At 64.7% G+C, this 21,870-nt stretch carries 16 protein-coding genes and 1 tRNA gene; 11 read left to right on the plus strand and 6 right to left on the minus strand.

Annotated features, from left to right (window positions below; translation table 11 throughout):
* Positions 1–40 precede the first annotated feature (40 nt).
* Positions 41–1,459 (plus strand): dihydrolipoyl dehydrogenase, encoded by a 1,419-nt coding sequence (gene lpdA / locus OJB03_RS14465; RefSeq protein WP_263788693.1) that lies wholly within the window; start codon positions 41–43, stop codon positions 1,457–1,459.
* Between the two features lie 378 nt (positions 1,460–1,837).
* Here lpdA and OJB03_RS14470 read toward each other — a convergent pair whose 3' ends face one another.
* The 4 genes from OJB03_RS14470 to OJB03_RS14485 form a co-directional block, all read right to left on the minus strand.
* Positions 1,838–3,487 (minus strand): M1 family metallopeptidase, encoded by a 1,650-nt coding sequence (locus OJB03_RS14470; RefSeq protein WP_263788695.1) that lies wholly within the window; start codon positions 3,485–3,487, stop codon positions 1,838–1,840.
* Positions 3,488–3,543: 56 nt separating this feature from the next.
* Positions 3,544–4,095 carry a J domain-containing protein gene (locus OJB03_RS14475; RefSeq protein ID WP_263788697.1) on the minus strand — a complete coding sequence of 184 codons (552 nt, stop codon included), beginning with the start codon at positions 4,093–4,095 and terminating at the stop codon, positions 3,544–3,546.
* An 87-nt stretch (positions 4,096–4,182) separates the two neighbouring features.
* Entirely contained in the window at positions 4,183–6,894 is a 2,712-nt protein-coding gene (gene mutS, locus OJB03_RS14480) for a DNA mismatch repair protein MutS (protein WP_263788700.1), read from the minus strand.
* A 212-nt stretch (positions 6,895–7,106) separates the two neighbouring features.
* Positions 7,107–7,796: a hypothetical protein gene (locus OJB03_RS14485; protein ID WP_263788702.1), complete on the minus strand. Its 690-nt coding sequence runs from the start codon at positions 7,794–7,796 to the stop codon at positions 7,107–7,109.
* A gap of 150 nt (positions 7,797–7,946) precedes the next feature.
* On the opposite strand from OJB03_RS14485, the gene OJB03_RS14490 reads away from it, so the two are divergent.
* Positions 7,947–8,369, plus strand: coding sequence for a universal stress protein (locus tag OJB03_RS14490; protein WP_263788704.1), 423 nt, complete (start codon positions 7,947–7,949; stop codon positions 8,367–8,369).
* Positions 8,370–8,541: 172 nt separating this feature from the next.
* Here OJB03_RS14490 and OJB03_RS14495 read toward each other — a convergent pair whose 3' ends face one another.
* Positions 8,542–9,216 carry a hypothetical protein gene (locus tag OJB03_RS14495; protein WP_263788706.1) on the minus strand — a complete coding sequence of 225 codons (675 nt, stop codon included), beginning with the start codon at positions 9,214–9,216 and terminating at the stop codon, positions 8,542–8,544.
* A gap of 236 nt (positions 9,217–9,452) precedes the next feature.
* Here OJB03_RS14495 and OJB03_RS14500 point away from each other — a divergent pair, with 236 nt between their 5' ends.
* The 5 genes from OJB03_RS14500 to OJB03_RS14520 all read left to right on the plus strand — a co-directional run bounded on the left by OJB03_RS14500 (position 9,453) and on the right by OJB03_RS14520 (position 14,593).
* Complete coding sequence (locus OJB03_RS14500) at positions 9,453–10,397, plus strand: NAD(+)/NADH kinase (RefSeq protein ID WP_263788709.1); 945 nt, start codon at positions 9,453–9,455, stop codon at positions 10,395–10,397.
* A gap of 60 nt (positions 10,398–10,457) precedes the next feature.
* A tRNA-Phe gene (locus tag OJB03_RS14505) sits at positions 10,458–10,530 on the plus strand.
* A 542-nt stretch (positions 10,531–11,072) separates the two neighbouring features.
* Positions 11,073–12,482: a class II fumarate hydratase gene (locus OJB03_RS14510; RefSeq protein ID WP_263788711.1), complete on the plus strand. Its 1,410-nt coding sequence runs from the start codon at positions 11,073–11,075 to the stop codon at positions 12,480–12,482.
* 196 nt (positions 12,483–12,678) lie between these two features.
* On the plus strand, positions 12,679–14,238 hold the full coding sequence (locus OJB03_RS14515; RefSeq protein ID WP_263788713.1) for a trypsin-like peptidase domain-containing protein: 1,560 nt from the start codon (positions 12,679–12,681) through the stop codon (positions 14,236–14,238).
* A gap of 115 nt (positions 14,239–14,353) precedes the next feature.
* On the plus strand, positions 14,354–14,593 hold the full coding sequence (locus OJB03_RS14520; RefSeq protein ID WP_263788715.1) for a hypothetical protein: 240 nt from the start codon (positions 14,354–14,356) through the stop codon (positions 14,591–14,593).
* 538 nt (positions 14,594–15,131) lie between these two features.
* Here the strand turns inward: OJB03_RS14520 and OJB03_RS14525 are convergent.
* On the minus strand, positions 15,132–15,431 hold the full coding sequence (locus OJB03_RS14525) for an isoamylase early set domain-containing protein (RefSeq protein WP_263788717.1): 300 nt from the start codon (positions 15,429–15,431) through the stop codon (positions 15,132–15,134).
* Between the two features lie 359 nt (positions 15,432–15,790).
* On the opposite strand from OJB03_RS14525, the gene OJB03_RS14530 reads away from it, so the two are divergent.
* From OJB03_RS14530 to OJB03_RS14545, 4 genes are all read left to right on the plus strand, one after another.
* Positions 15,791–16,903 (plus strand): prephenate dehydrogenase, encoded by a 1,113-nt coding sequence (locus tag OJB03_RS14530; RefSeq protein WP_263788718.1) that lies wholly within the window; start codon positions 15,791–15,793, stop codon positions 16,901–16,903.
* A gap of 125 nt (positions 16,904–17,028) precedes the next feature.
* Positions 17,029–18,153, plus strand: a complete 1,125-nt coding sequence (gene gcvT / locus OJB03_RS14535; protein WP_263788720.1) for a glycine cleavage system aminomethyltransferase GcvT — start codon at positions 17,029–17,031, stop codon at positions 18,151–18,153.
* A 52-nt stretch (positions 18,154–18,205) separates the two neighbouring features.
* The gene (locus tag OJB03_RS14540) at positions 18,206–18,943 is read left to right on the plus strand and encodes a 2-phosphosulfolactate phosphatase (RefSeq protein WP_263788722.1); all 738 of its coding nucleotides are present in this window, start codon (positions 18,206–18,208) and stop codon (positions 18,941–18,943) included.
* A gap of 174 nt (positions 18,944–19,117) precedes the next feature.
* On the plus strand, positions 19,118–21,862 hold the full coding sequence (locus OJB03_RS14545) for a DNA translocase FtsK 4TM domain-containing protein (protein WP_263788724.1): 2,745 nt from the start codon (positions 19,118–19,120) through the stop codon (positions 21,860–21,862).
* Positions 21,863–21,870 lie beyond the last annotated feature (8 nt).

Raw genomic sequence — 21,870 nt, forward strand, 5'->3', positions numbered from 1 at the left:
CTTATTCGCCCGTACATACTACTAATTTTTTCTCGCCCCTATGGCTACGGACTACGATTGCGTTATTGTCGGCAGCGGCCCCGGCGGCTACGAAACGGCCATCCGTGCCACGCAGCTCGGCATGGAGACGGCCATCGTTGAGAAAGACAAGCTGGGTGGCGTCTGCCTGAACGTCGGCTGCATCCCGACCAAGGCCCTCCTCAAAAGCGCCGAGGTCATGTCCGAGACCAGCCACCTCGAGGACTTTGGGCTGGAGCTGGACGGGTCGATCTCCCCCAACTTCTCGAGCGTCATCGAGCGCAGCCGTGGGGCGGCCAACCAGATGAATCAGGGCGTGCAGTTCCTGATGAAGAAGAACGACATCGACGTGCTGCGAGGCCACGGCCGCCTGACTGCGCCGGACACGGTCGAGATTGAACCATCGGTCGACATGGACGGCAACGAGGTCGGCGAGGAGCGCACCGTTACGGCCGAGCACGTCATCCTGGCCACCGGTGCACGGCCGAATGAGCTTCCCTTTCTCCCGATCGACGGCGAGAAGGTCTTGAGCTCTACGGAAGCGATGCTCCAGACCGAGCAGCCCGACTCCCTGGTCATCGTGGGCGCCGGGGCCATCGGGGTCGAGTTTGGGTACTTCTACCAGCACATGGGCACCGACGTCACCATCATCGAGGTTCAGGACCGCATGGTGCCCGCCGAGGACAAGGATGTGTCGAAGGAGCTGGAGAAGGCTTACAGGAAGATGGGCGTTGACGTCATGACCGGGGCCAACGTCAAGGGCGTAGACAAGGACGCTGAGCCGCTCCGCGTGGAGGTCGAAACCGGCGGCAGCACGGAGCACATCGAGTGTGACCAGGTCCTCTCCGCCGTCGGCGTCGTGGGCAACGTGGAGAACATCGGCCTTGAGGACGTCGGGGTCGAGACGGAGGGCGGCGACATCGTGGTCGACGAATACTACCGGACCAACGTCGACGGCGTGTACGCCATCGGCGACGTGACGGGCGCCCCCTGGCTTGCCCATAAGGCCAGTCACGAGGGTACGCTCTGCATCGAGAAGATCGCGGGCCACGACGTGCGGCCGATGGACATGAACGACATTCCGGCCTGCACCTACTGCCAGCCGCAGATCGCGTCGGTGGGGCACACCGAGGAAGAGGCGAAGGAGGCGGGCTACGACGTGAAGGTGGGCAAATTCCCGTTCAAGGCCAACGGGAAGGCCGCCGCGCTGGGCCACCAGCAGGGCTTCGTCAAGACCATTTACGATGAGAAGTACGGCGAATTCCTGGGCTGCCACATCATCGGGGAGGACGCCACGGAACTGATCTCGGAAGTCGTGACCGCCCGCAAGCTGGAGACGACAGGCTTCGAGATCATGGAGTCGATGCACCCGCACCCGACCCTGTCGGAGACGGTAATGGAGGCGACCCGGGAGGCCTACGGCCAGCCGATCAACATTTAGCTCTTACGGCAAGCGTCCCGGCTCCCCAGGCCCCGTTCTCTTCGGAGAGCGGGGCCTTTTTCGTTGCGGCCCGTGAAACTTTTTAATTCCGCTCTAATGTGTGGACCGCCGTTTGATTGTTGAGTGTCTCGGTCATCACACGTCCCATGCCATGAACGAAATGAGTCGGAATCGCCTGATCGGCGGAGTCTTGCTCCTGTTCTCACTGCCGTTCTTTTGGGTGGAGGTCGGCAGGGGACTCTGCAAGATCGTAAGCTTCGGGGCTGGGGCCCTGCTCGGGTTCTCGGCCGTCCTTGTCGTGACCGGACGGTTCCTCTGGAACTCGAGAACCGAGTGGACCAGCACATCTCGACAGCGTTCGCGTGGGGTTTATGGACACTAACGCCTCTTTAGGATCCATCCCTTCGGATCCACCTGCACATCCGCCCCCGCCGGAATTGGGACCTGCGCCTCTCCCCCGGTCATTGCCACCCGCCGGGTCGAATCCTGGACACGGACTGGCACCGGCACCTCGAACGACACGTCCCCCGTGTTCGTCCACTTTAGGGTGAGGGTCCCGTCCGAACGCTCCGTCTGAAGAACCGGCAGGGACGCCTGGTACAGATAGACCTCGAAGAACGCGTTCAGGGATCGGTCTGTCACGGCCTCCGCCGTCTCGATGAAGTCCCGCGTGGTAACCTGGCGAAACGATGCCTCGCCAGCCCCCCCGGTACCCTCCGGATACGCAAACCGTCGCAGGAGGGTACGCACCGCATCCTCTCCCACCATGTACCGGAGCGTGTGGAGCAGCATCGCGCCCCGAAAATACACGTCGCGGTGATAGATTGACTCGGCGGTCGTGGCCTCGGTTTGTGCAATCACCGTCCTTCCAGCCACCCGTTCCCGGAAGTAGTCCGTCACGTCGTGGTAGGCACGGTCCCCTTCGAGATGCTCTGCGTAGAGGGCTTCAAGATAGGTGGCTGGTCCCTCATGAAGCCAGAAGTCCTTCCAGTCCCGGACGGTCACGAGGTTGCCGTACCACTCGTGCGCGAGTTCATGGAAGTGAAGCGCGTCGAACGGGGCCTCGTACCCGAGGCCGCCGTCGCCAAAGTCGTGCCCGTAGGCGATGAGCGACTGGTGCTCCATCCCCAGAAAGGGCGCCTGCGCAACGCCGTATTTATCGGCCCGAGGAGGGTACGGGCCCAGCGTTTCCTCCAGAAACTGCACCTGATTGAGAAAGTCCGGGAGAGCACGGGCACCCCGGGCCGAATCCGACGGGAGAACGTAGGCCGACACCGGCACGGCATCGCCGCTGGTGCTGGCGTAAGTGGTGTCGAGACGCACGTACGGCGCCGCGTTCAGGGCGACATTGTACGTGTTGATTGGCGTGGACACGTGCCATCGGTAGGTCTCCGTCGAGTCTGAGGCCTGCTCCACCGAGCAGAGGTGTCCATTGGAGGCAGCGGTGAGCGAGTCGGGCACCGTAAACGCGATGTCCATCGAGTCCGGCTCATCGGAGGGATGGTCCTTCACCGGCCACCACAAATCGGCCCCCTCCGTCTGGCATGAGGTCGCAATCCATGGCGCACCTGTGGAGGTTTCCTCCCACGTCAGGCCGCCGTCCCACGGCGGGTTCGGGGCGACGCGGGGACGTCCCTCGTATGCCACCCGTGCGTGGAGGGTATCGCCGGGGGCATACAACCGGCTCAGGTCGATCCAGAGTTCGTTCCGGCCGTCTTTCCGCTCCACAGAACGACGGGTGTCCCGCTCCCGGATCTCCCAGGCCTGCCGCACGGACAAGCGGCGATCAAGATTGAGGACCAGGACCTCTAGCGGCTCTTCGACGACGGCCCGCACATCAACCGTCCCCTCGATCCGCTTGCGGCCCGGGTCCACCGTGACGTCCAAGTCGTAGTGAAACACGTCGTAGGCCGCCTGCTCGGGAAGCAGCGGGCCGCCGGAGTCCTGCGCCGAGGTGGGAGAGCATCCCCCAAGCCCCGCAAAGAGTAGGAGCAGCGTGAGGAACCGGGCGGTACGGCGATAGGCCATTGGAGACATAAACAGAGATGAGAAAGCTCGCCCACCGTCGCTGATCCAGCCGCCGCTCATCGACCGGCCAAGAAGATCTCCGTGTACGCCCACACGCTGCCCAGGGCGAACCCGCAGGCACTCCCCACAAGCCCAACGAGGAGAAAATCGAGCAGAAAGAGCCCAGTCCCGTGCATCGTGAGCGGGTCGTACAAGAACACCGACGCGGTGAGGACCGCGCAGACCGGAATGGTAATTTTGTTCTTCTGGCGAATGAGGCGATACTCGCCGGAGAGCCCCTGAACCCGATCGACGATATCTTTACTCACCCGCACCTTCTCCGCATTACGCCAACGCTCGGCGTATGACCGTCGCCGACCCCGCCCGCCTCCCCCGTCGTCGTCCGACGCGTCTTCGTTGCGGGCGCCCCGCGACCAACGCTTGTCCTCCGAATCGCTCAGGGTCTCGAAGGCCTCCCGAACCCGCAAAAACTCGCGCTGGGCCGCCTCCTTTTCCCCTTCGTCGGCCTGGTCGGGGTGGCACTCCAGCGCGCGCTGGCGGAACGCGTGCTTAATTTCCTCCTGGGACGCTCCCGGATTGATCCCTAAAATGTCGTGGTACGTGCTCATAGCGCCACGCAACCGGCTGCAACGGACAGGGCTCATGTACCCTTCGCATTTATCGAACCCGTCCGCGGATCGTCTGTTGCGGCGCGATCAGTCCACCAGCTTCTCCTTCATCTCCGCCAGCTTCATGAGCGCTTCCACTGGGGTCATCCGGTTCGGGTCAACCTCGCCGAGCATCTCCTTGATCTCTTCCGCGGCCGGGTCCGGCTGCCCGAAGAGGTGCATCTGATTGGCCTGACTGTCCTCCAGGTCCGACACCGCCTCGGCCTCGCCCTTCTTGGCGCGCACACCGTCCCCCGACGGCGGGTCCTCCGAAGTCGACCCGTCCGCCTCGTCGGCCCCCACCTCCAGATGCTGGCTCTCCAGGTTCTGAAGGACCTCCCGAGCCCGGGCAATCACCGCATCTGGCAGGCCGGCCATCTTCGCCACCTCGATGCCATAGGAGTGATCCGCGCCCCCCGGAATAAGCTTGCGGAGGAAGACGATCTCGCCCTCGTGCTCGCTCACCTGAATGCGGTAGTTGTGCACCCGCTCCAGGCGGTCGGCCATGGCGTTGAGTTCGTGGTAGTGCGTGGCGAAGAGGGTTCGCGCCGCCACCTCGGGCCGCTCGTGCAGGTATTCTACGATCGCCCACGCAATCGACAGACCGTCGAACGTAGACGTGCCGCGCCCGACCTCGTCGAACAGGATGAGAGACCGGGCCGTGGCGTTGTTGAGGATATTGGCCGCCTCGTTCATCTCGACGAGGAACGTGCTCTCCCCCGCCGCGAGGTTGTCCGACGCCCCGACGCGGGTAAAGATGCGGTCCACCACCCCAATCTCCGCCGCATCAGCGGGGACGAACGAGCCCACCTGCGCGAGCAGCACGATGAGCCCGACCTGCCGCAGGGCGACACTCTTCCCGGCCATGTTGGGCCCGGTGATGATGAGAACCTGCTCGTCGTCGGGGTCGAGGTACATGTCGTTCGGGATGAACGGGTCGCCCGGCGGGAGCGTCTGCTCCACCACCGGATGGCGCCCCTCCTCGATGTCGATCGCCAGCCCGTCGTCCACCGACGGCCGCGTGTACCCGTGCTGCTCGGCCACCTCGGCCAGGCCCGCAAAGCAGTCAAGGTGCGCCAGCAGCTCGGCATTCTCCTGCAAGATGCCCGTCTGCTGGGCGATTTGGTCTCGGAGCTCGTTGAACAGCTCCTGCTCCAATGTCTCGATTTTTTCCTCCGCCGTCAGGATCTTCTCCTCCATCTCTTTCAGCTCCGGCGTCACGTACCGCTCGGAGTCCACGAGCGTCTGCTTGCGAATGTAGTCCTCGGGCACCTTGTCGGCGTGGGTGTTGGTGACCTCGATGTAGTATCCGAAGACCTTGTTGAACCCGACCTTGAGGGACGGGATGTCGGTCCGCTCGCTCTCGTCTTTTTCGAGGTTGGCCACCCAGTCCTTGCCCTCCTGCGCGATGGTGCGCAGCTCATCGAGCTCTTCAGAGTAGCCGTCGCGGATGAGCCCCCCCTCACTGATTTTCGCAGGGGGGTCGTCCACGAGGGCACTCTGGATCTGATCGACCATCTCGGGGCAGGGGCTCAGGTCCGCCTCGATGGCGCCGAGGGCGTCCGAGTCGGCGTCGCCGAGCAGCCCGAGCACATTCGGGAGGCGGCGGAGCGTGCGCTTGATCGCAATGAGGTCGCCGGGCGCGGCGCGGCTCGTGGCCACCTTCCCCGCCAGCCGCTCTAGGTCGCCCATCTGGTTCAGCTCCTCGCGGAGGGCATCCCGCAGGTCCCGGTCGTCAACGAAGGCCTCTACGGCGTCGAGGCGGTGCCGGATGCGGCCCACGTCGCGGAGGGGCCGCACCAACCAGGCGCGGAGGCGGCGCCCGCCCATCGGGGTTTCCGTCTCGTCGAGGATGCTCACGAGGGTCCCCTCGTGCCCGTCGTCTTGGATGGACTGGACGAGCTCCAGGTTGCGCTTCGTCTCCGGGTCGAGCGCGATGTGCTCGTCCTTCGAGTAGCGCTTGATCTTGCGGACGTGCGGCAACGTGCCCTTCTGCGTCTCGCCCAGATAGTAGAGCGCCGCGCCCGACGCCACCACGCCCAGGTCCATGTCGTCCACCCCGAACCCCTTCAGCGAGTGGGTCTCGAAGTGCTCCAGGAGCGTCTGGTACGCGAAATCGTACTTGAAGACCCAGTCCTCCTGCTTGGTGACGGTGAACGGCACTTCTCGGAGGTGTTGCTGCAGGCGCTCCTTCTTGCGCTTGTCCACGATCACCTCCGACGGGGCCACCGTCTGGATGAGGTCCTGCAGCTGGTCGAGGCCGGCCTCGGTGACGCTGAACTCACCCGTGGTGGCGTCGATGAAGGAAAACCCGATGCGGTCCTTGTCCCGACCGGTGCCGAAGTGGAGGGCAGCCAGGAAATTGGACTGCTTCGGGTTGAGCAGCTGGTCGTGGAACGAGACGCCCGGCGTCACCACCTCCACCACGTCCCGGTCCACGACCTTTCCGCTCGAGTCATCGGCGTCCTCCACCTGTTCGCAGATGGCCACGCGAAGACCGGACCGGATGAGCTTGGGCAGGTGGCTGTCGAGGGCGTGGTGCGGGAAGCCCGCCATCGGGACGTCGTCCGCGTCGCCGTTGTTGCGCTCGGTGAGGGTGATCCCGAGAAGCCGACTCACCGTCTTCGCGTCGTCGTCGAACGACTCGTAGAAGTCGCCCATGCGGAACAGCAGGATCGCCTTCGGGTGGCGCTCCTTGATCTTGTAGTACTGCCGCATGAGGGGCGTGCGCCCACGCTGCTGGGTGCTGGACTGAGCCATGAAGGTCCGGGATCAACACAATGAGTTCGAGAGGAGGGCCTCCGCCCCGCGACGAGGGGCAGCGCCTGCAGAACCACAAGGACAGCCGTTTAGGGAGAAGGCCAGTCGCCCCCCACTCGTCGCGCCTTGATGGTTTGCATCGACACAACGTAGCCGTCCACGCCCCAAATCACAACGGGCCAGCCGGGGGCGCGCCGATCCTTCGCAGCTTTTCAGACGCGGGTCGCACGCCGGCGTCTGAGCGCTCGCAGGCGCTCGCGCAACATGTGCTTGCGGGCCCCGATGGCCGATTCCGGATCGGCGTCGCCGGACGCCGTCACGGCATCGTACGCCTCCGATGCGCGGAGGCGCTCGATCGAGGCTTCAAGCTCCGAAACCGCCCGCCGCAGGGCCGCCCTCGCGTCGGGCAGTGACGACTCAGGCGGAGCGGCAGGCGCTCGGGGGAAGCCCCATGTCTCCAGGGAGTCGGCGATAGCGTGCACCGCCGTCGGATCCTCAGCGTCGAACGCCGACTCGAGCGCCCGGAACGTGGCGGCCGCCTCGTCGCGGTAGGCGTCGGCAACCGCGTCCGGGTGGCACAGCTTCGTGGCCCGGCGGTAGGTGGCTTTCAGGTCCGGCGCCGAACGGGCCGTCTCCGTGGGGCCCTGCCTCCGTTGCTCCTGAAAGGCGTCGTAGGCCTCCTGGGCATCATGGTAGGCGTTGCGGAGACGGGCGCTCCGCATGCGGGCCTGGGCTGCCTCTTTGAGCCGCTCCATCTGCAGGCGAAGGACCTCCTCCTGAAGCGGTGCCACCTCCTCTTCGAACCGCGACTGCGCCGCACGGACCGTCTGTTCCAGTTCCGCCTTCTCCTGCAGGCGGCGCGCCAGCGACCGTCGCAAGGATTGGAGATCAGAACGTGTCATGTCTACCGTTGAGGGGTCATGCCGCAGCTTTTGTCTTCGGTGGTTTAATGATACACTACGAGTGGGAGATCCACCGTTCGCGTCTACGACGGACGCTTCGGAATCTCAGCTACCGCAGTTCGACCTGCCTTTTCACTTCCCCTTCCGCCCATGTACGACGTTCTCTTGATTCCGGTCGACCTCTCCAGCACCAACGAATCCGTCCTCGACACGGCCCGGGAGCTCGCCACCCCGGACCACACCCGCGTGCTGCTCCACCACGCCATCGAAACGCTTCAGGACGAAGAGCCCGGCGAGATGGACGACTTCTACGCGGACCTTCAGCAGGAGGCCGAGAAAAAACTAGGGGCGTGGACGGACAACCTGGCCGAGGATGGATTCGACGTCGACTCCATGATCACCTACGGGGAGCGCGGCCCCGAAATCACGCGGGTCGCCGGGGAGCACGACGCGGATCTCCTCGTGATGCGCTCCCACCGGGTCGACCGGGATGACCCGGACAGCCCGGTTGGAACGGTCAGTCACCAGGTTGCCGTCTTTGCTCCGTGCTCCGTTTACCTGGTACGTTCTTGACCCTCCACCACGGGATCGGGTACGCTGGTTCAAACCGGGGCTGCGGGCGGTCCCGCTCGGCGTCAAGCCGATCTTTTGCACAGCCGGCAGGTCCGACGGGCCTCATGTAGGCCCCAATTTCTGTGCCCTCAATGTTCGCTTTCGCCACCCAACCCGGCATTAAAATCGACTCTCAGAGCGCTACGCTCATGCGTCCCCCGAACCCAACGGTTACCCCATCGACGCCCGTCACACGTCGCCCGGTGAGGAGTGCCTCCACAGTCACCGCCTCGTACGTTAGCCCGTACCGAAGCTCAGCGGTGACCCCCACATTCGTCCGGTTCGTATTGTCGGTTAGCAAGAGCAGTGGGGTCGTCCGGGATCGATCGAGATAGATGTTGTCGCCCTCTAGCCCCGCGTCCGTAGTCAATCGTTCGAGAGAGGTGCCCCGATCAACGGCACCAAGGCGCCGGACCTGCTCTCCGCGCTGCACCTGAAGCGTCGGCCCGACCGACACCCGAAACGACTGATGAAGGGCGCCATCCGACCGGAACGGCCGCCACGCCAGCGCTGGAGTAAAGCTAAATCGGCGTTGATCCGCCCACTCCGTACGACTGCCGTATGCCCGCCGGATGTCCCGCTGCATCACCGCGTCCCGCCGGACCCCGACCTGCAGTTCCCACACCTGCGTCAATGCCCAACTGGCGTGCCCCGCGATGCCCGTGGCGACCGGCGCCCGCTCCATGAACACCGCCTGCACCGACAGGCCCGCGTTCGAGAGACGGACGGGGGAGGAGTCGACCTGGGCCCGAGCCGGGAGAGCGAACAGGAGAACGCAAAGAATGGCGGCAGTTGTAGGATGTCGCACTGACAGGACTCCCATTTGGGATGAAAAAATACCGCGGGCAAAGGAGACTTTGGCCAACACATTACGTCCGGTAAACGGTAGTGTCTTGCTTAGCCAGATATTTGACAACACGCAAAGTTCGTCCACGCGGCGTCTCCCTCCGGTTGGAACGTTCTGTTGACCGGGAGCTTTGAGACGACCGCTGGCATCGGGGCACACCGCGCTGTTCATCGCCTCTCCGAACCACCTCGGGCTACATGGTCTACGGCATCACTGGCAACCCAACCAAGGACGCGCTCTGGGCCCCGTTGGCGAAGCTCGTCACCCGCCTGACGGACGACGACCTTCCGTTTCGGATCCACGAGCCCATCGCTACCGGCCTCGTAGAGCATGGCCTTGTCGACGAGGACGTGTGTCACGACCACGCCGTGGACGACGTGGCGGAGGCTGGCGACATCGTGCTGTCGTTCGGCGGAGACGGGACCCTCCTGCGCACCGCCCACCGCACGGGGCCCAACGGCACACCGCTTCTCGGCGTCAACATCGGGCGCCTCGGCTTTCTTGCCGACATCGAGATCGGGCAAATTCACGACGCGATCGATGCCCTGGAGGCCGGAGACTACCGGACCGAGGAACGACTCGTCCTTCAGGCCGACCTGGAATCCGGCTCGGGGCTCGACACGGAGTGGGCGCTCAATGAGTTCGTGCTGGACCGGAGCGGGGCCGCCGGGCTCATCGAAATTGAGGTGGCCGTCGACGGCACCCCGCTGAACACCTACTGGGCCGACGGCCTCATCATCAGCACCCCCACCGGCTCCACCGCGTACTCGCTCTCGACCGGCGGCCCCATCATCACTCCGGGGGTGGATGCCGTCATCCTGACCCCCATCGCCCCTCACACCCTTACGGTCCGCCCGATTGTTCTCCCGGCCGACGCCACGATTACCTGTCAGGTCCGCGAAAACGACCAGCCGTACGTCTTCGCCGCGGACGGGCAGAGCACCATGTTCGACGAGCACAATCTGGAGTTCAGTGTGGAGCGGGCCGACCACACCGTCAACCTCGTCAAACTTCCCGGCCAACACTTTTTCCACACGTTGCGGTCGAAACTGATGTGGGGCGCGCGCCGTTCAGAGGAGCCAATTGAGAACGGGCAGTCCATCTCTGCCTCGCGCGACCAGCCCCCGTTGAAGGGGGGATGAAACACCCGGGACGGTCGTTGACAAGCGCGGACGGATCCAGTACATTCGTGTGTGTTTTGAGGTCAGGTAGCTCAGGTGGTAGAGCAACGGCCTGAAAAGCCGTGTGTCGGCGGTTCGAATCCGCCCCTGACCACCCTCCCCCGCTTTTCGCCGCCCAGCGGCGCAGAGCGGGGATTTTTAATTTGGCGCGGGCGGCCGAGGCGTGGTGTTCGACCGATCCCCCCATCGCCCGCCATGCGTCGGCTCCTCGCCGACGCCCCCCGCTGAGGTCCAGACCAAAACGACCGTCCGGGCGCCCCCAGCGCCCTGATCGGCCGTGCCAACGATCCGCGGCGGGCAGGAGGATTTCACATCGCCTGCTGCCACGAGTCCCTGGAGCCGTTTATGAAACGAGGGCCGGAGCCCCGCCGTCCAAACGTGGCCATCGTCGGTCGCAATCAACGGGCCGAAATCGAGAGCAATACACTTCCGCGTCCGGATCACCCGGCCGGAGGACGACGACGGCCTCTGGCTGATGGAACCGAGCCGGCCCTGGACCCGCATCACGAGCAGGACTCCGCAACCCAGGGCACCCGCTCTCTGTGGGATGGGCGCCCAATCTGTTGATTCTCCCTCTCTCGTCCCCGAGGGCAAACAGCCTCCTCGCTTCCCCTTTCATCCGCCTCCTTCTTCGCAATGAGTTCTGACTACCGAACCGAAAGCGACTCCCTTGGGGACGTGCGCGTCCCTGCCGAGGCCCTTTACGGCGCCCAGACCCAGCGGGCCAAGGAGAACTTTCCGGTCAGCGACCTTCGGTTCTCCCGCCGCTTCATCGAGGCCCTCGGCCACGTCAAGCGGGCCGCCGCCCGGGCCAACCACGACCTCAATCGTCTGGAGACCGAGGCCGCCGAGGCAATCGTCGACGCCGCCGAGGAGGTCATCGATGGCCGCCACGACGAGGACTTTGTGCTCGACGTCTTTCAGACCGGCAGCGGCACTTCCACGAACATGAACGCCAACGAGGTGATTGCCAACCGGGCGTCGGTGCTCCTGGGGGCCGACCGGGGCAGCAAGGCGGTCCACCCCAACGACGACGTCAACATGTCGCAGTCGTCGAACGACACCATCCCGACCACGCTCCACGTTGCCGCCCGGATGGGGATTGAGCACGACCTACTGCCGGCCCTGGAGGCCCTTCAGGGGGCGCTCGAGGAGAAGGCCGATGCCTTCGACGACGTTCTCAAGAGCGGCCGGACGCATCTGATGGACGCTACCCCGGTACGGCTGGGCCAGGAGTTCGGCGGGTACGCGGCCCAGATCGAACATGCAATCCAGCGGATTGAGCTGGCGTCGAACCGCCTCTCAGAGGTAACCCTCGGCGGCACCGCTACCGGCACAGGCCTCAACTGTCCGGAGGACTTTCCCGAAACGGCCCTCCAGCACCTCAGCGCCGCCACCGAGCTCTCGTTCTACAAGACGGACAACCACTTTGCCCAGCAGGCCGGCAAGGAGCTCTACGTGGACGCCCACGGCGCTCTGAACACGCTCGCCACAGCCCTGCTCAAGATCGCAAACGACCTGCGCCTCCTCTCCAGCGGGCCCACGAGCGGCATCGGCGAAATCAAACTTCCGGTCATCCAGCCCGGCTCCTCCATCATGCCCGGGAAGGTCAACCCGGTACAGAGCGAGCAGGTCATGATGGTCGCCACGCAGGTGACAGGCAACCATCAGACCATCACCGTCGCCAACACGCACGGCAACTTTGAGCTCAACGTGATGATGCCGGTGATGGCTCACGCCATGCTGCAGAGCATCGACCTGCTCGCAAACAGCGTGGACGCCTTTCGCAGCAAGTGCGTGGAGGGCATCGAGGCCGATCGGGAGCGCTGCCGGGAGCTTCTGGAGCTGAACCCCTCCGTTGCGACGGCCCTCAACACGGCCATCGGTTACGACAAGGCCAGTGACGTGGCCAAGACCGCCGCCAAGAACCGCGAAAGCGTCCGAACGGTCGTGAAGCGGATGGGGCTGCTCGACGAGGACGAACTCGACGAGTACCTGGACATTCGACGCATGACGGAACCGGGCGTGCCCGGAGACGAGTCGTAAGGCGCTCTCGTCGAGCGTCCGTCCGCCGCCGTGGCACTTCCCGGGGCGCACCCGCGTTGTTACAACTCCCACACAGAGAGCGGTACGAAACGCCGGGGGCCGTCCGTTCAAGGAAGGTGAAAAACACGGTCGAGGCGATTTAAGAAAGACCTCGCTCCTTCATCGCGTTCTTTCCCTACGACTGTCCGTACGTCTAATGAGCACGCAAGGCAAAGTCTCTCTCGCCGTCGTTGTTGGTGGCGCTTTTCTGGCCGGCATCCTGTTCGCCACCGCGGGGGCCAACCTGTTCGGGGTGGGCGACGCCGTCGGCACCTCTAGCCAGGCCGCAGACCTCGATGGGTCAACACAGATCGAGCAATCCACCCCCAGCACGCTGGACGGGTTCGAGACGGCGTTCTCGGAGGTCGCCCAGTCCGTCAACCCGGCCGTCGTCCAGATCCGTGCGGCCAAGGTGGTCGACCGCCGGATGCAAAACCCGTTCGAGGGCACGCCGTTCGAGCGGTTCTTTGGCCAGCGCGGGCCGTCGGGGCCCGAAGTCCGACAGGGACTGGGCTCCGGGGTCGTCGTGCGCTCCGACGGGCACATTGTCACCAATAACCACGTGATTGAGGGCGCCGAGCGGTTGAGCGTCCAGACGCTCGGCGGGGAGCAGTACGAGGCCGAGGTCGTGGGGACCGACCAGTACAAGGACCTGGCCGTGTTGAAGGTCGACGCGTCCGACATGACAGCCATCAGCTTCGGCAACTCGGAACAGGTCAGCGTGGGGCAGTGGGTAATGGCGTTTGGCTCGCCACTCGACCCCCAGCTCAACAACAGCGTCACGGCCGGCATCATCAGTGCCCTCGGGCGCCTTCAGTCCAGCCCACAGCGGGGTCGGGGCTCCAATCAGGGCGGTGGGGTTCAGAACTTCATCCAGACCGACGCAGCCATTAACCCCGGCAACTCCGGCGGTCCCCTCGTGAACCTGCAAGGGGAGCTCGTGGGCATCAACACGGCCATCGTGTCCCGGTCCGGCGGCAATCAGGGCATCGGGTTCGCCATTCCATCCAGTACCGTTGAGCGCATCGCCACCCAGATTATTGAGGAAGGCGACGTGCGGCGGGCCTACCTCGGCATCCGCTACAGGGAGGCGCCCGAGACCCTGGTCGACAACGAGAATCTTCCGAAGGGATCGGCGGTCGTTTCGCAGGTCGAAGAGGGGGCCCCCGCAGATGAGGCCAGCATTCAGTCTGGTGACATCATCACGGGAATCAACGGGACGCCACTAGAAAACTACCTCCAGCTGGGCAACCAGATCGCCAGCATGCGGCCCGGGGAGGAAGCCGAACTCCAGATCAATCGTGACGGGGACGCCCGCACCTTTACGGTCACGCTGGGTGCCCGCGGCGAGAGCATGACGGCGTCGTCTGAGGACAGTGGAGAGAGCGATGGCCCCTCGTCCGCCGAGGCACTTCAGGAGGAGCTGGGCCTCCAACTGGAGGACGTCACGCCCGGAATGGCACGGCGCCTCGGGCTTGATGAGGCCCAAGGGGTCGTCATCACGGGCGTGGACCAGTCCAACCGGATGATTCGGGAATCGGGCCTCCAGCCCCGGCAGATCATCTTCAAGATGGCCGGGGAGCAGATCTCGGACATGGACACCTTCATGGAGGTGTATCAGAGCGTCGAGCCCGGCGATGCGTTCCGAATGGCAGTTCGGAATCCCGACGGGTTTGTCTTCGTCACGAGCCTCCGTCGCCCTGCCGACACCGAATAGTCCAGGGCTCACTTTGCTCCACAGGCGCCCCATCCTCGCCAGAGGGTGGGGCGTTCGTGTGAACTCCGTATTCTTCTCCGCATCTCGTTCCGTTCACCACTCGACTGCTTCTGCGATGACCGACTCTGCCCCCTCCCTCGACGCGCCCCCCGACGCCGCCCGTATTGCGGACCTGCGCGAGCAGGCCGCCGACGAAGATCGCTCGGTTGAGGTCACCTTTCCGGGGCCCGACGGCGAGTCCAAACAGTTCGTCGTCTCCCCACGCGGCACGTGTGTCGTGCTGACGAACCTACGCGAGGACTCATTCAACCCGTCGGAGGCAGCGGAGGACATCGCCTCCGCTCTTCAGACCTGACACCTTTACCGGCGAAGCCCAAACCCTCCCGCCCTGTCAGCTAGAGGAATACATTATCGCGTTTTCCCTAGAGTTTGGGCCGCCGGTCACGCTTACTGACGTCGGGCCAGAAGACCCTACGGGCCAGCCCTCGACACCGTCGCCGAAGCAGCCAGCGAGGATGCAGAGACGATCCACAATCAGCCGTTCGGGGGACCGTCTCAGTGGGTCGGGATGCATTGAGGACGGTTGGCGAGATGGCCGGCCGAGTCCGATAGGTGACCGACCACCGATCCCGGTCTTCTCCGTGAACTGACCCGATTGCCCCGAAGCAGATACTCTAGGAGGACACTGATGCCCAGGAATGGGTCCGGAAGCGCCGTCGTTAAGGGCGGTCGACGCCCGCAGACGGGATTCCGGAAAATTCAGCGGCGGTGCTACCGGGCCCCCATAGAGTGGGCGCCGTGAGGAGAGCACACGCAACGTGGCTCGTGGGCAACTTACCAGCCGCCCGTCTCATGCCTCAGCGGCGACATTTTCCGTCACCGAGGCGGGACCGTTACGTCGCCACCACGCAGTTTGTCGTCCCGAAGCCGTTGGGCTCAAAGTCGTCGGCCTCCTCCTCGTTGATCCACCCGTCCTTCTCGCTGTAGTAGCGGAAGGCATAGTGGGCGTCTTCCGGAAGGAGAACATTTGTGCTGTAGGTTTGGTTGCTGCGGCGCACAAAGCGGTGCTCACCGGGTTCCCAGTCGTTGAAGTCCCCCACGACCGAGACTTCATCCCCGTACGGATGGTTCTCCGGAAGGACGAACGTGACCTTGACGCGATCGCTTGACTGCTTGTTTACCTTCTTGATCATGGTATCGTGCGGGGAAGTGTCATAAACGGGCGTGTCGAAATTCCTGCCCAGCCCCGCTAGTAGGGGCCAGGGCCTCCGCTGAGCCAGCGGAAGACTAGGGGCCCCAACGCCGGGAGGACGTCTTTGTGGCATTTTACAGCAACAAAAAGCGCTTCCTTCGCCTGTTCTTTGTCAACCGATGATCTCGTGGAAGGGCTTTCTCTTCACATGGGAGGCCGTTAACCCGCAATTCGGGCTCACGCCCTCTCTCCCCGCCGAACATCCGTTGCGGCCCCGGCGTGCATTCTCTTCCCTGATTGGGTCCGGTCGGACGGCCCGACAGGGATGTCTCGTCTTTTTCGCCACTCCCTCCCCCGCGCATGATCGAACGTCTTACCATTATCGGAACGGGTCTCATCGGCGGCTCCCTCGGGCTCGCCTGGGCCCAGCGTCAACCCGAGATCACGATCGTCGGACACGACCAGCCGGAGGTTTTGGAGCAGGCCGAGGACCGCGGGGCCATCGACGAGAAAGCGGCCGATCCCATATCCGCCGTGACGGAGACCGACCTCGTCGTCCTCGCCACGCCCCTCGCCACGACAGTCCGGCTGCTCGACACCATTGCCGACGCACTTCCGGACGGGTGCTTCGTGACCGACGTGGCCTCGGTGAAAGCACCCGTGCTCGAGCAGGCCGAGGACGTGCTCCCCGACCACGTCACATTCTTGGGAGGCCACCCGATGGCCGGCGCCGAGAACAGCGGCATTGATCACGCCGACCCGTTGCTCTTCGAGAACGCAGTCTACAGCCTCTGTCTCCCGGAGGGAAGCGACGAGTCGGCCCTGGACGGAGCGCTGGCCCCCGTTGTTGAGTTAATTGAAGCCACTGGCAGCCGGCCGCTCGTGCTGGATGCCCCCCGCCACGACCGCCTCGTCGCTGCCACCAGCCACGTGCCGCAGCTCCTGTCCGTGGCCCTTGTCAACCTCGTGGCCACCACCGAAGACGACACGGACCGCGATCTCGCCCTGCAACTCGCAGGGGGCGGGTTCCGCGACATGACCCGCATTGCGTCGTCTCCCTTCGACATGTGGCGGGACGTGTTGGTGGGGAATGAGCGTGAGATCCACGACGCCCTGAGCCGGCTGCGCCGGGGCCTGCGCACCCTCCGCAACCGACTCATCGAGGAGGACCTGGATGCCCTCGAAGACACCTTCGAGGAGGCGCGCACGGCCCGTGACGCCATGCCCCGGGACAACAAGGGCTTTCTCCACCCGCTGTCCGACGTTTACGTCCGCGCCCCCGACGAGGAGGGCGTCATCCACGAACTTTCGGGACACCTCCTCGACGCGGACCTCAACATCAAAGACATTGAGCTTCAGACCATTCGGGAGGGGACCGGGGGCACCTTTCGACTGGCGTTCGAGAAGACGGAAGACGCCGAGGAGGCCGTCGCGGTGCTGTCGGAGGCCGGCTACGACGCCCGGCGCCCGTAGCGGTGTCCGCAAAATCATTCCTCCTTCGTTGACTAAACTGACGCCATCGGGTATCATAACGACCTGTAGGCCTCCACCTCCGCCTGCGCCCGTTCCTGCTCTCTCGTAGCTTCTCATCTTTTCCGATGGCCGACTCCGCTCCGTCCCTTCAGGTTACCCCCCTCCACGGCGTCCACGAGGAACGTGGCGCGCGCATGATGGCGTTCGGGGGGTTCGAGATGCCTGTGCAGTACGACAGCATTATCGACGAGCACCTGGCCGTCCGTAACGACGCCGGGCTGTTCGACGTGAGTCACATGGGCGAGGTGCTCGTTCAGGGGGAGCAGGCCCTTGCCCTGGTCCAGCATCTCGTGACCAACGACGCCGAAAAACTCTATGACGGGCGGGCGATGTACACGGTCATGTGCACCCCCGACGGCGGCATCATTGACGACGGCATCGTGTACCGCCGCGCCGAGGACGAGTACCTGATGGTTCTCAATGCCGCCAACAAAGAGCGAGACCTGGCGTGGATGCACGACCATAACCCCGTGGGCGCTACACTTCAGGACATCTCCGCCGAGACCGCCCTCCTCGCCCTTCAGGGCCCAAAGGCCCTCGACATCGCCCAGCCGTTCCTCGACGACGACCTCGACGACCTATCGTTCTATCACTTTTGGGAACGGACCGACGGGGCCTTCCTCGACTGTGAGACCGCCCTCATCTCCCGCACCGGTTATACCGGCGAACCCGGCCTCGAACTTTACGTGCCCGCCGACCGGGCCCAGCACGTGTGGACGACCCTGCTGGAGGCGGGTGCGGACCGCGGCCTGAAGCCGGCCGGCCTCGGCGCCCGCGACACACTCCGCCTCGAGGCGGGGCTCTGCCTGCACGGCAACGACATCACGGAAGAGGTGAACCCCTACGAGGCACGGATGGGGTGGCTCGTGAAGCTGGACAAGGGCGACTTCATCGGGCGGGAGGCCCTGCGGGACGTGCACGAACGCGGCCCGGAGCGCAAACTCGTGGGCTTCGTGGCCACGGAGCGGGGCATCCCGCGCCACGACAACATTCTCCAGTCATCGGAGGGCGACGCCATTGGGGTGGTGACCAGCGGTACGCAATCGCCCATCCTCGATGCGGGCATCGGCCTCGGCTACGTTCCCAATGAGCCGGCCTACACCGAGCCGGGCCGGTCGCTACAGATCGCAAGCCGGCGCCGCACGTTCGACGTGGAGGTGATGGAGCCTCCGTTCCACGAGGACGCGTGAACTCGTCGCACCCGCATTTCCGCCCTTCCTCTCCCTGACTCTCGCTGGTCCGATGGACGCTGAAGTTTTCTTGACGCACTCGAACATTTCGGAAGGCGATGTCCAAGACCGGACGGTCATTGTTATCGACGTGCTCCGGGCCTGCTCCACCATCGTAACGGCCCTGGACCGGGGCGCTCGCGCCGTGATGCCGGTTGCCGACATGGCCCAGGCCGGCAAGATCGCCAGCAACCTCGACCCCGATATGTATCGGCTCGGGGGCGAGCGCAACGGGGAGCAGATCGAAGGGTATCACCTTGGCAACTCGCCGGGCGAGTACACGCACGATGTTGTGCAGGGGCGGGACATCATCCTGAACACCTCCAACGGGACGCAGGCCCTGGAGCAGACGAAAGAGGCCGACACCCTCGTTGTGGCCTGCTTCCTAAACGCGGAGCGCGTCGTCGACTTTGTCCGTCAGACGGCCGACGCCGTGACCATCGTCTGTGCGGGCCGACAGAACCGCCTCGCCCTCGAGGACGCCCTCTGTGCAGGCCTTCTTCTCGATCGCCTCTGGGATGGGGACGAGCCATACCCGGTTACGGACTCGGCCCACACGGCCTACACGCTCTACCACACCGATCGGGACAACCTCGACAATGCCCTTCGTGGCGCCAACCACGCTGAATGGCTCGCCGATCAGGACCGCGAGGCAGACCTGGACTACTGCTTCCGGATTGATGCGTTGTCGGTACTGCCGTACTACACAGAAAACCGGCTTCTTCTGTACGAGGATGTCGTGTCGGCGTAGCCTGCCCTCTCCCTCACACGTGCACAGAGCGGTTGCAGTTGCGCCGGTCCGTTGCATTTGTGCCGCATTGGGCCCACCTTACGACCGTGTGGGCACTGTCTAGACAGTGGATACACATATACACTACGCGCCCCATCGCCGCCCCTCTTTTCTCCGCCTCGCCTGTTCGGCTGTATGGCTGCCTCGGGTTCCGACACGAATACGGAGGAGGCCTTTCTGATCTCTCCGCGTCGAAAGGTAGAGATTCTTGGGCTCGTGCTGATGGTGTTCGCCCTGCTGGTGTCGCTTGCCTTCGCTAGCTACCATCCCAACGATGCCGGTGTCCTTCGATCCGCGGAATGGGCCGAGGTCCTCCTCAACCCGCAGAGCGCCCAGGCCGACGGGCCCGTTCAGAACGTGCTCGGGCTGCTCGGCGCTCAGCTTGCAGACACATTTGTGCCCGGCTTCATCGGCTACGGCGTACTGCTGTTGAGCGGCCTGCTCATGGTGTGGGGCTACGCCGTCTTTCGCCACGCCTCGCTGCACCGGCTCCTCTACCCGTCGCTTCTGACGGCCTTCTCCGCCTTCATTCTGTCCTGCTTCGTCGGCTGGGTCCACCACACGGTGGACGCCTCCCTCCAGGCCTGGGCGGGGCTCATTGGCATCGGGACTGCGGGCTGGATGCAGAATGTATTCGGTGAGGTTGGCTCCTTCATCCTTCTGCTCCTTGCAGGGGCGGTCCTGCTCCTGCTGGTGGTCGACCACGACATTCAGCGCACAGTGGATCGCGTCATCGAGGCGGCTCACGCGATCGTAGCGGGCGTCTCGGCCGCCGGGGCCTACATCGGTGACCAGTGGACCCGGGCCCGCGCACATGACAAGCGGCCGAAGGGGACCTCTCCCTCGTCCGATCGGGCTTCATCCACGTCCACCTCGGCTTCTCCGTCTACATCTTCCACGGATCCCTCCTCATCCTCCCCCACGGAACAGGACGCTTCCGCCTCCCCTTCGCCAGCCTCCCCACCGACCCGCCCCGACGACTCGGGCCTGCAAGACCCATCCGTTCGCCGGAACGACCTCTTTCGGCCGGGGAGTGACCCGGCCCTGTCCGCCGCCGAGGACAGCACGGCGTCTCCGGAGCCGTCCCCCGATGCCTCTGCCCATCCGTCCGACGACGATCCCGCCGAGGACGTGTCCGACGAGACTGCGGCGTCGGCGTCTGCGGAGGAGGTGCGGACAGCGGAGTCTTCCCCGGAACCCGACCCGCCGTCTCCTTCCTCCGACGAGGATCCCCCCCGCGAGGAGCCAGAAGCACCCGCCCCCGACGACTCCCCGGGCCCGGACGCCCCCGACGACGATGTTTCGATGACCATCCAGGAGCAGGTCGAGGAGGAAACGACCGACGAGATGAAGCGGACCGCGGAACTGCCCGAGGACTTCGAGTACGAGCCCCCCTCCCTCGACCTCCTCGACGAGTCGGTGGACACCGACCCCACCATCAACCGGGAAGAACTCGAGGAGAACAAACGGGTGCTCCTGGACAAGCTCGACATGTATAACATTGAGATCGAGGAGATCAACGCCGTGGTGGGTCCGACCGTCACGCGCTACGAGCTCACGCCCGCCCCCGGGATCAAGGTCAGCCGCATCAAGTCGCTCGAAGACGACCTGGCGATGGCGATGGCGGCGCCCGGCATCCGCATGATCGCCCCCATCCCGGGCAAGTCGGCCGTGGGGGTTGAAATCCCCAATCGGAACCGCGAGCTCGTCCGTCTTCGTAACGTAATCGGGACCCGAAAATTCCAGGATACCGATCTCAAACTCCCCCTTCCCCTCGGCAAAAACATCGAGGGGGAGGTCCACGTGGGCGACCTGGCAACGATGCCCCACCTGCTCATCGCCGGGGCCACCGGGTCTGGCAAGTCCGTGGGCCTGAACTCCATCATCACGGGCCTCATCTACGCCTGCCACCCGGCGAACCTGCGGTTCGTCATCATCGACCCGAAGAAGATTGAGCTGCAGCAGTACACGGCCCTCGAAACGCAGTTCGTGGCCGTGCCGGAGGACATCGATCAGACGGTCATCACCGACATCGACGAGGCGTCCGGCGTCCTCAAGAGCGTGGAGCGCGAGATGGAGACCCGGTACGATCTTCTCTCAGACGCCAGCGTGCGCAACATCACCGGGTACAACGAGAAGTTTCAGGCCGGGGAGCTCGACCCCACCGACGGGCACCGGCACATGCCCTACCTCGTGGTGGTGGTCGACGAGCTGGCCGACCTGATGATGGCGGCCGGCGATGACGTGGAGGGGCCGATCTCACGACTCGCCCAGATGGCCCGAGCCGTTGGCATCCATCTCATTCTCGCGACCCAGCGGCCGTCGGTCGACGTGGTAACCGGGGTCATCAAGGCCAACTTCCCGTCCCGCATTGCTTTTGAGGTGGCGTCCCGGGTCGACTCGCGAACCATTCTGGATCAGGGCGGCGCCGAGGACCTCGTCGGGAACGGCGACATGCTCTTCCTCAGCGGCAGCGACCTGAAGCGCCTGCAGGGCCCGTTCGTGAGCGTGGAGGAGGTGGAGGAGGTCGTGGATCACGTTGCCGACCAGCCCGGGGTCACCCCCTACACGTTGCCCTCCTTACAGGACGCCGGCCACGGCCCGGACGAGACCCTGGGCGTGGAGGACACCGACGAGAAATTCGAGGAGGCGGCCCGTGTCATCGTGCGCCGCCAGCAGGGCTCCGTGTCGCTCCTCCAGCGCAAGCTGGCGGTCGGGTACACGCGCGCCGCCCGCATCGTCGATCAACTGGAGGAGGCCGGCATCGTAGGCCCCTTCAATGGCACCAAGGCTCGCGACGTGCTCGTCGACACCGAACAAGAACTCGACGGGCTTCTGCACGGCGAGGACGCGGAAGAGGCCGGTCCGGAAGAGGCGTAGTGCTGTGC

It is taken from the genome of Salinibacter grassmerensis (assembly GCF_947077765.1).
Lineage (GTDB): Bacteria > Bacteroidota > Rhodothermia > Rhodothermales > Salinibacteraceae > Salinibacter > Salinibacter grassmerensis.

Coding starts and splice junctions, on each gene's coding strand:
- OJB03_RS14470 (WP_263788695.1), bottom strand. CDS start 3,487: ATGGCCTATCGCCGTACCGCCCGGTTCCTCACGCTGCTCCTACTCTTT.
- OJB03_RS14545 (WP_263788724.1), top strand. CDS start 19,118: ATGGCTGCCTCGGGTTCCGACACGAATACGGAGGAGGCCTTTCTGATC.
- OJB03_RS14500 (WP_263788709.1), top strand. CDS start 9,453: ATGGTCTACGGCATCACTGGCAACCCAACCAAGGACGCGCTCTGGGCC.
- OJB03_RS14490 (WP_263788704.1), top strand. CDS start 7,947: ATGTACGACGTTCTCTTGATTCCGGTCGACCTCTCCAGCACCAACGAA.
- OJB03_RS14475 (WP_263788697.1), bottom strand. CDS start 4,095: ATGAGCACGTACCACGACATTTTAGGGATCAATCCGGGAGCGTCCCAG.
- OJB03_RS14485 (WP_263788702.1), bottom strand. CDS start 7,796: ATGACACGTTCTGATCTCCAATCCTTGCGACGGTCGCTGGCGCGCCGC.
- OJB03_RS14520 (WP_263788715.1), top strand. CDS start 14,354: ATGACCGACTCTGCCCCCTCCCTCGACGCGCCCCCCGACGCCGCCCGT.
- OJB03_RS14515 (WP_263788713.1), top strand. CDS start 12,679: ATGAGCACGCAAGGCAAAGTCTCTCTCGCCGTCGTTGTTGGTGGCGCT.
- OJB03_RS14540 (WP_263788722.1), top strand. CDS start 18,206: ATGGACGCTGAAGTTTTCTTGACGCACTCGAACATTTCGGAAGGCGAT.
- gcvT (WP_263788720.1), top strand. CDS start 17,029: ATGGCCGACTCCGCTCCGTCCCTTCAGGTTACCCCCCTCCACGGCGTC.
- mutS (WP_263788700.1), bottom strand. CDS start 6,894: ATGGCTCAGTCCAGCACCCAGCAGCGTGGGCGCACGCCCCTCATGCGG.
- lpdA (WP_263788693.1), top strand. CDS start 41: ATGGCTACGGACTACGATTGCGTTATTGTCGGCAGCGGCCCCGGCGGC.
- OJB03_RS14530 (WP_263788718.1), top strand. CDS start 15,791: ATGATCGAACGTCTTACCATTATCGGAACGGGTCTCATCGGCGGCTCC.
- OJB03_RS14510 (WP_263788711.1), top strand. CDS start 11,073: ATGAGTTCTGACTACCGAACCGAAAGCGACTCCCTTGGGGACGTGCGC.
- OJB03_RS14525 (WP_263788717.1), bottom strand. CDS start 15,431: ATGATCAAGAAGGTAAACAAGCAGTCAAGCGATCGCGTCAAGGTCACG.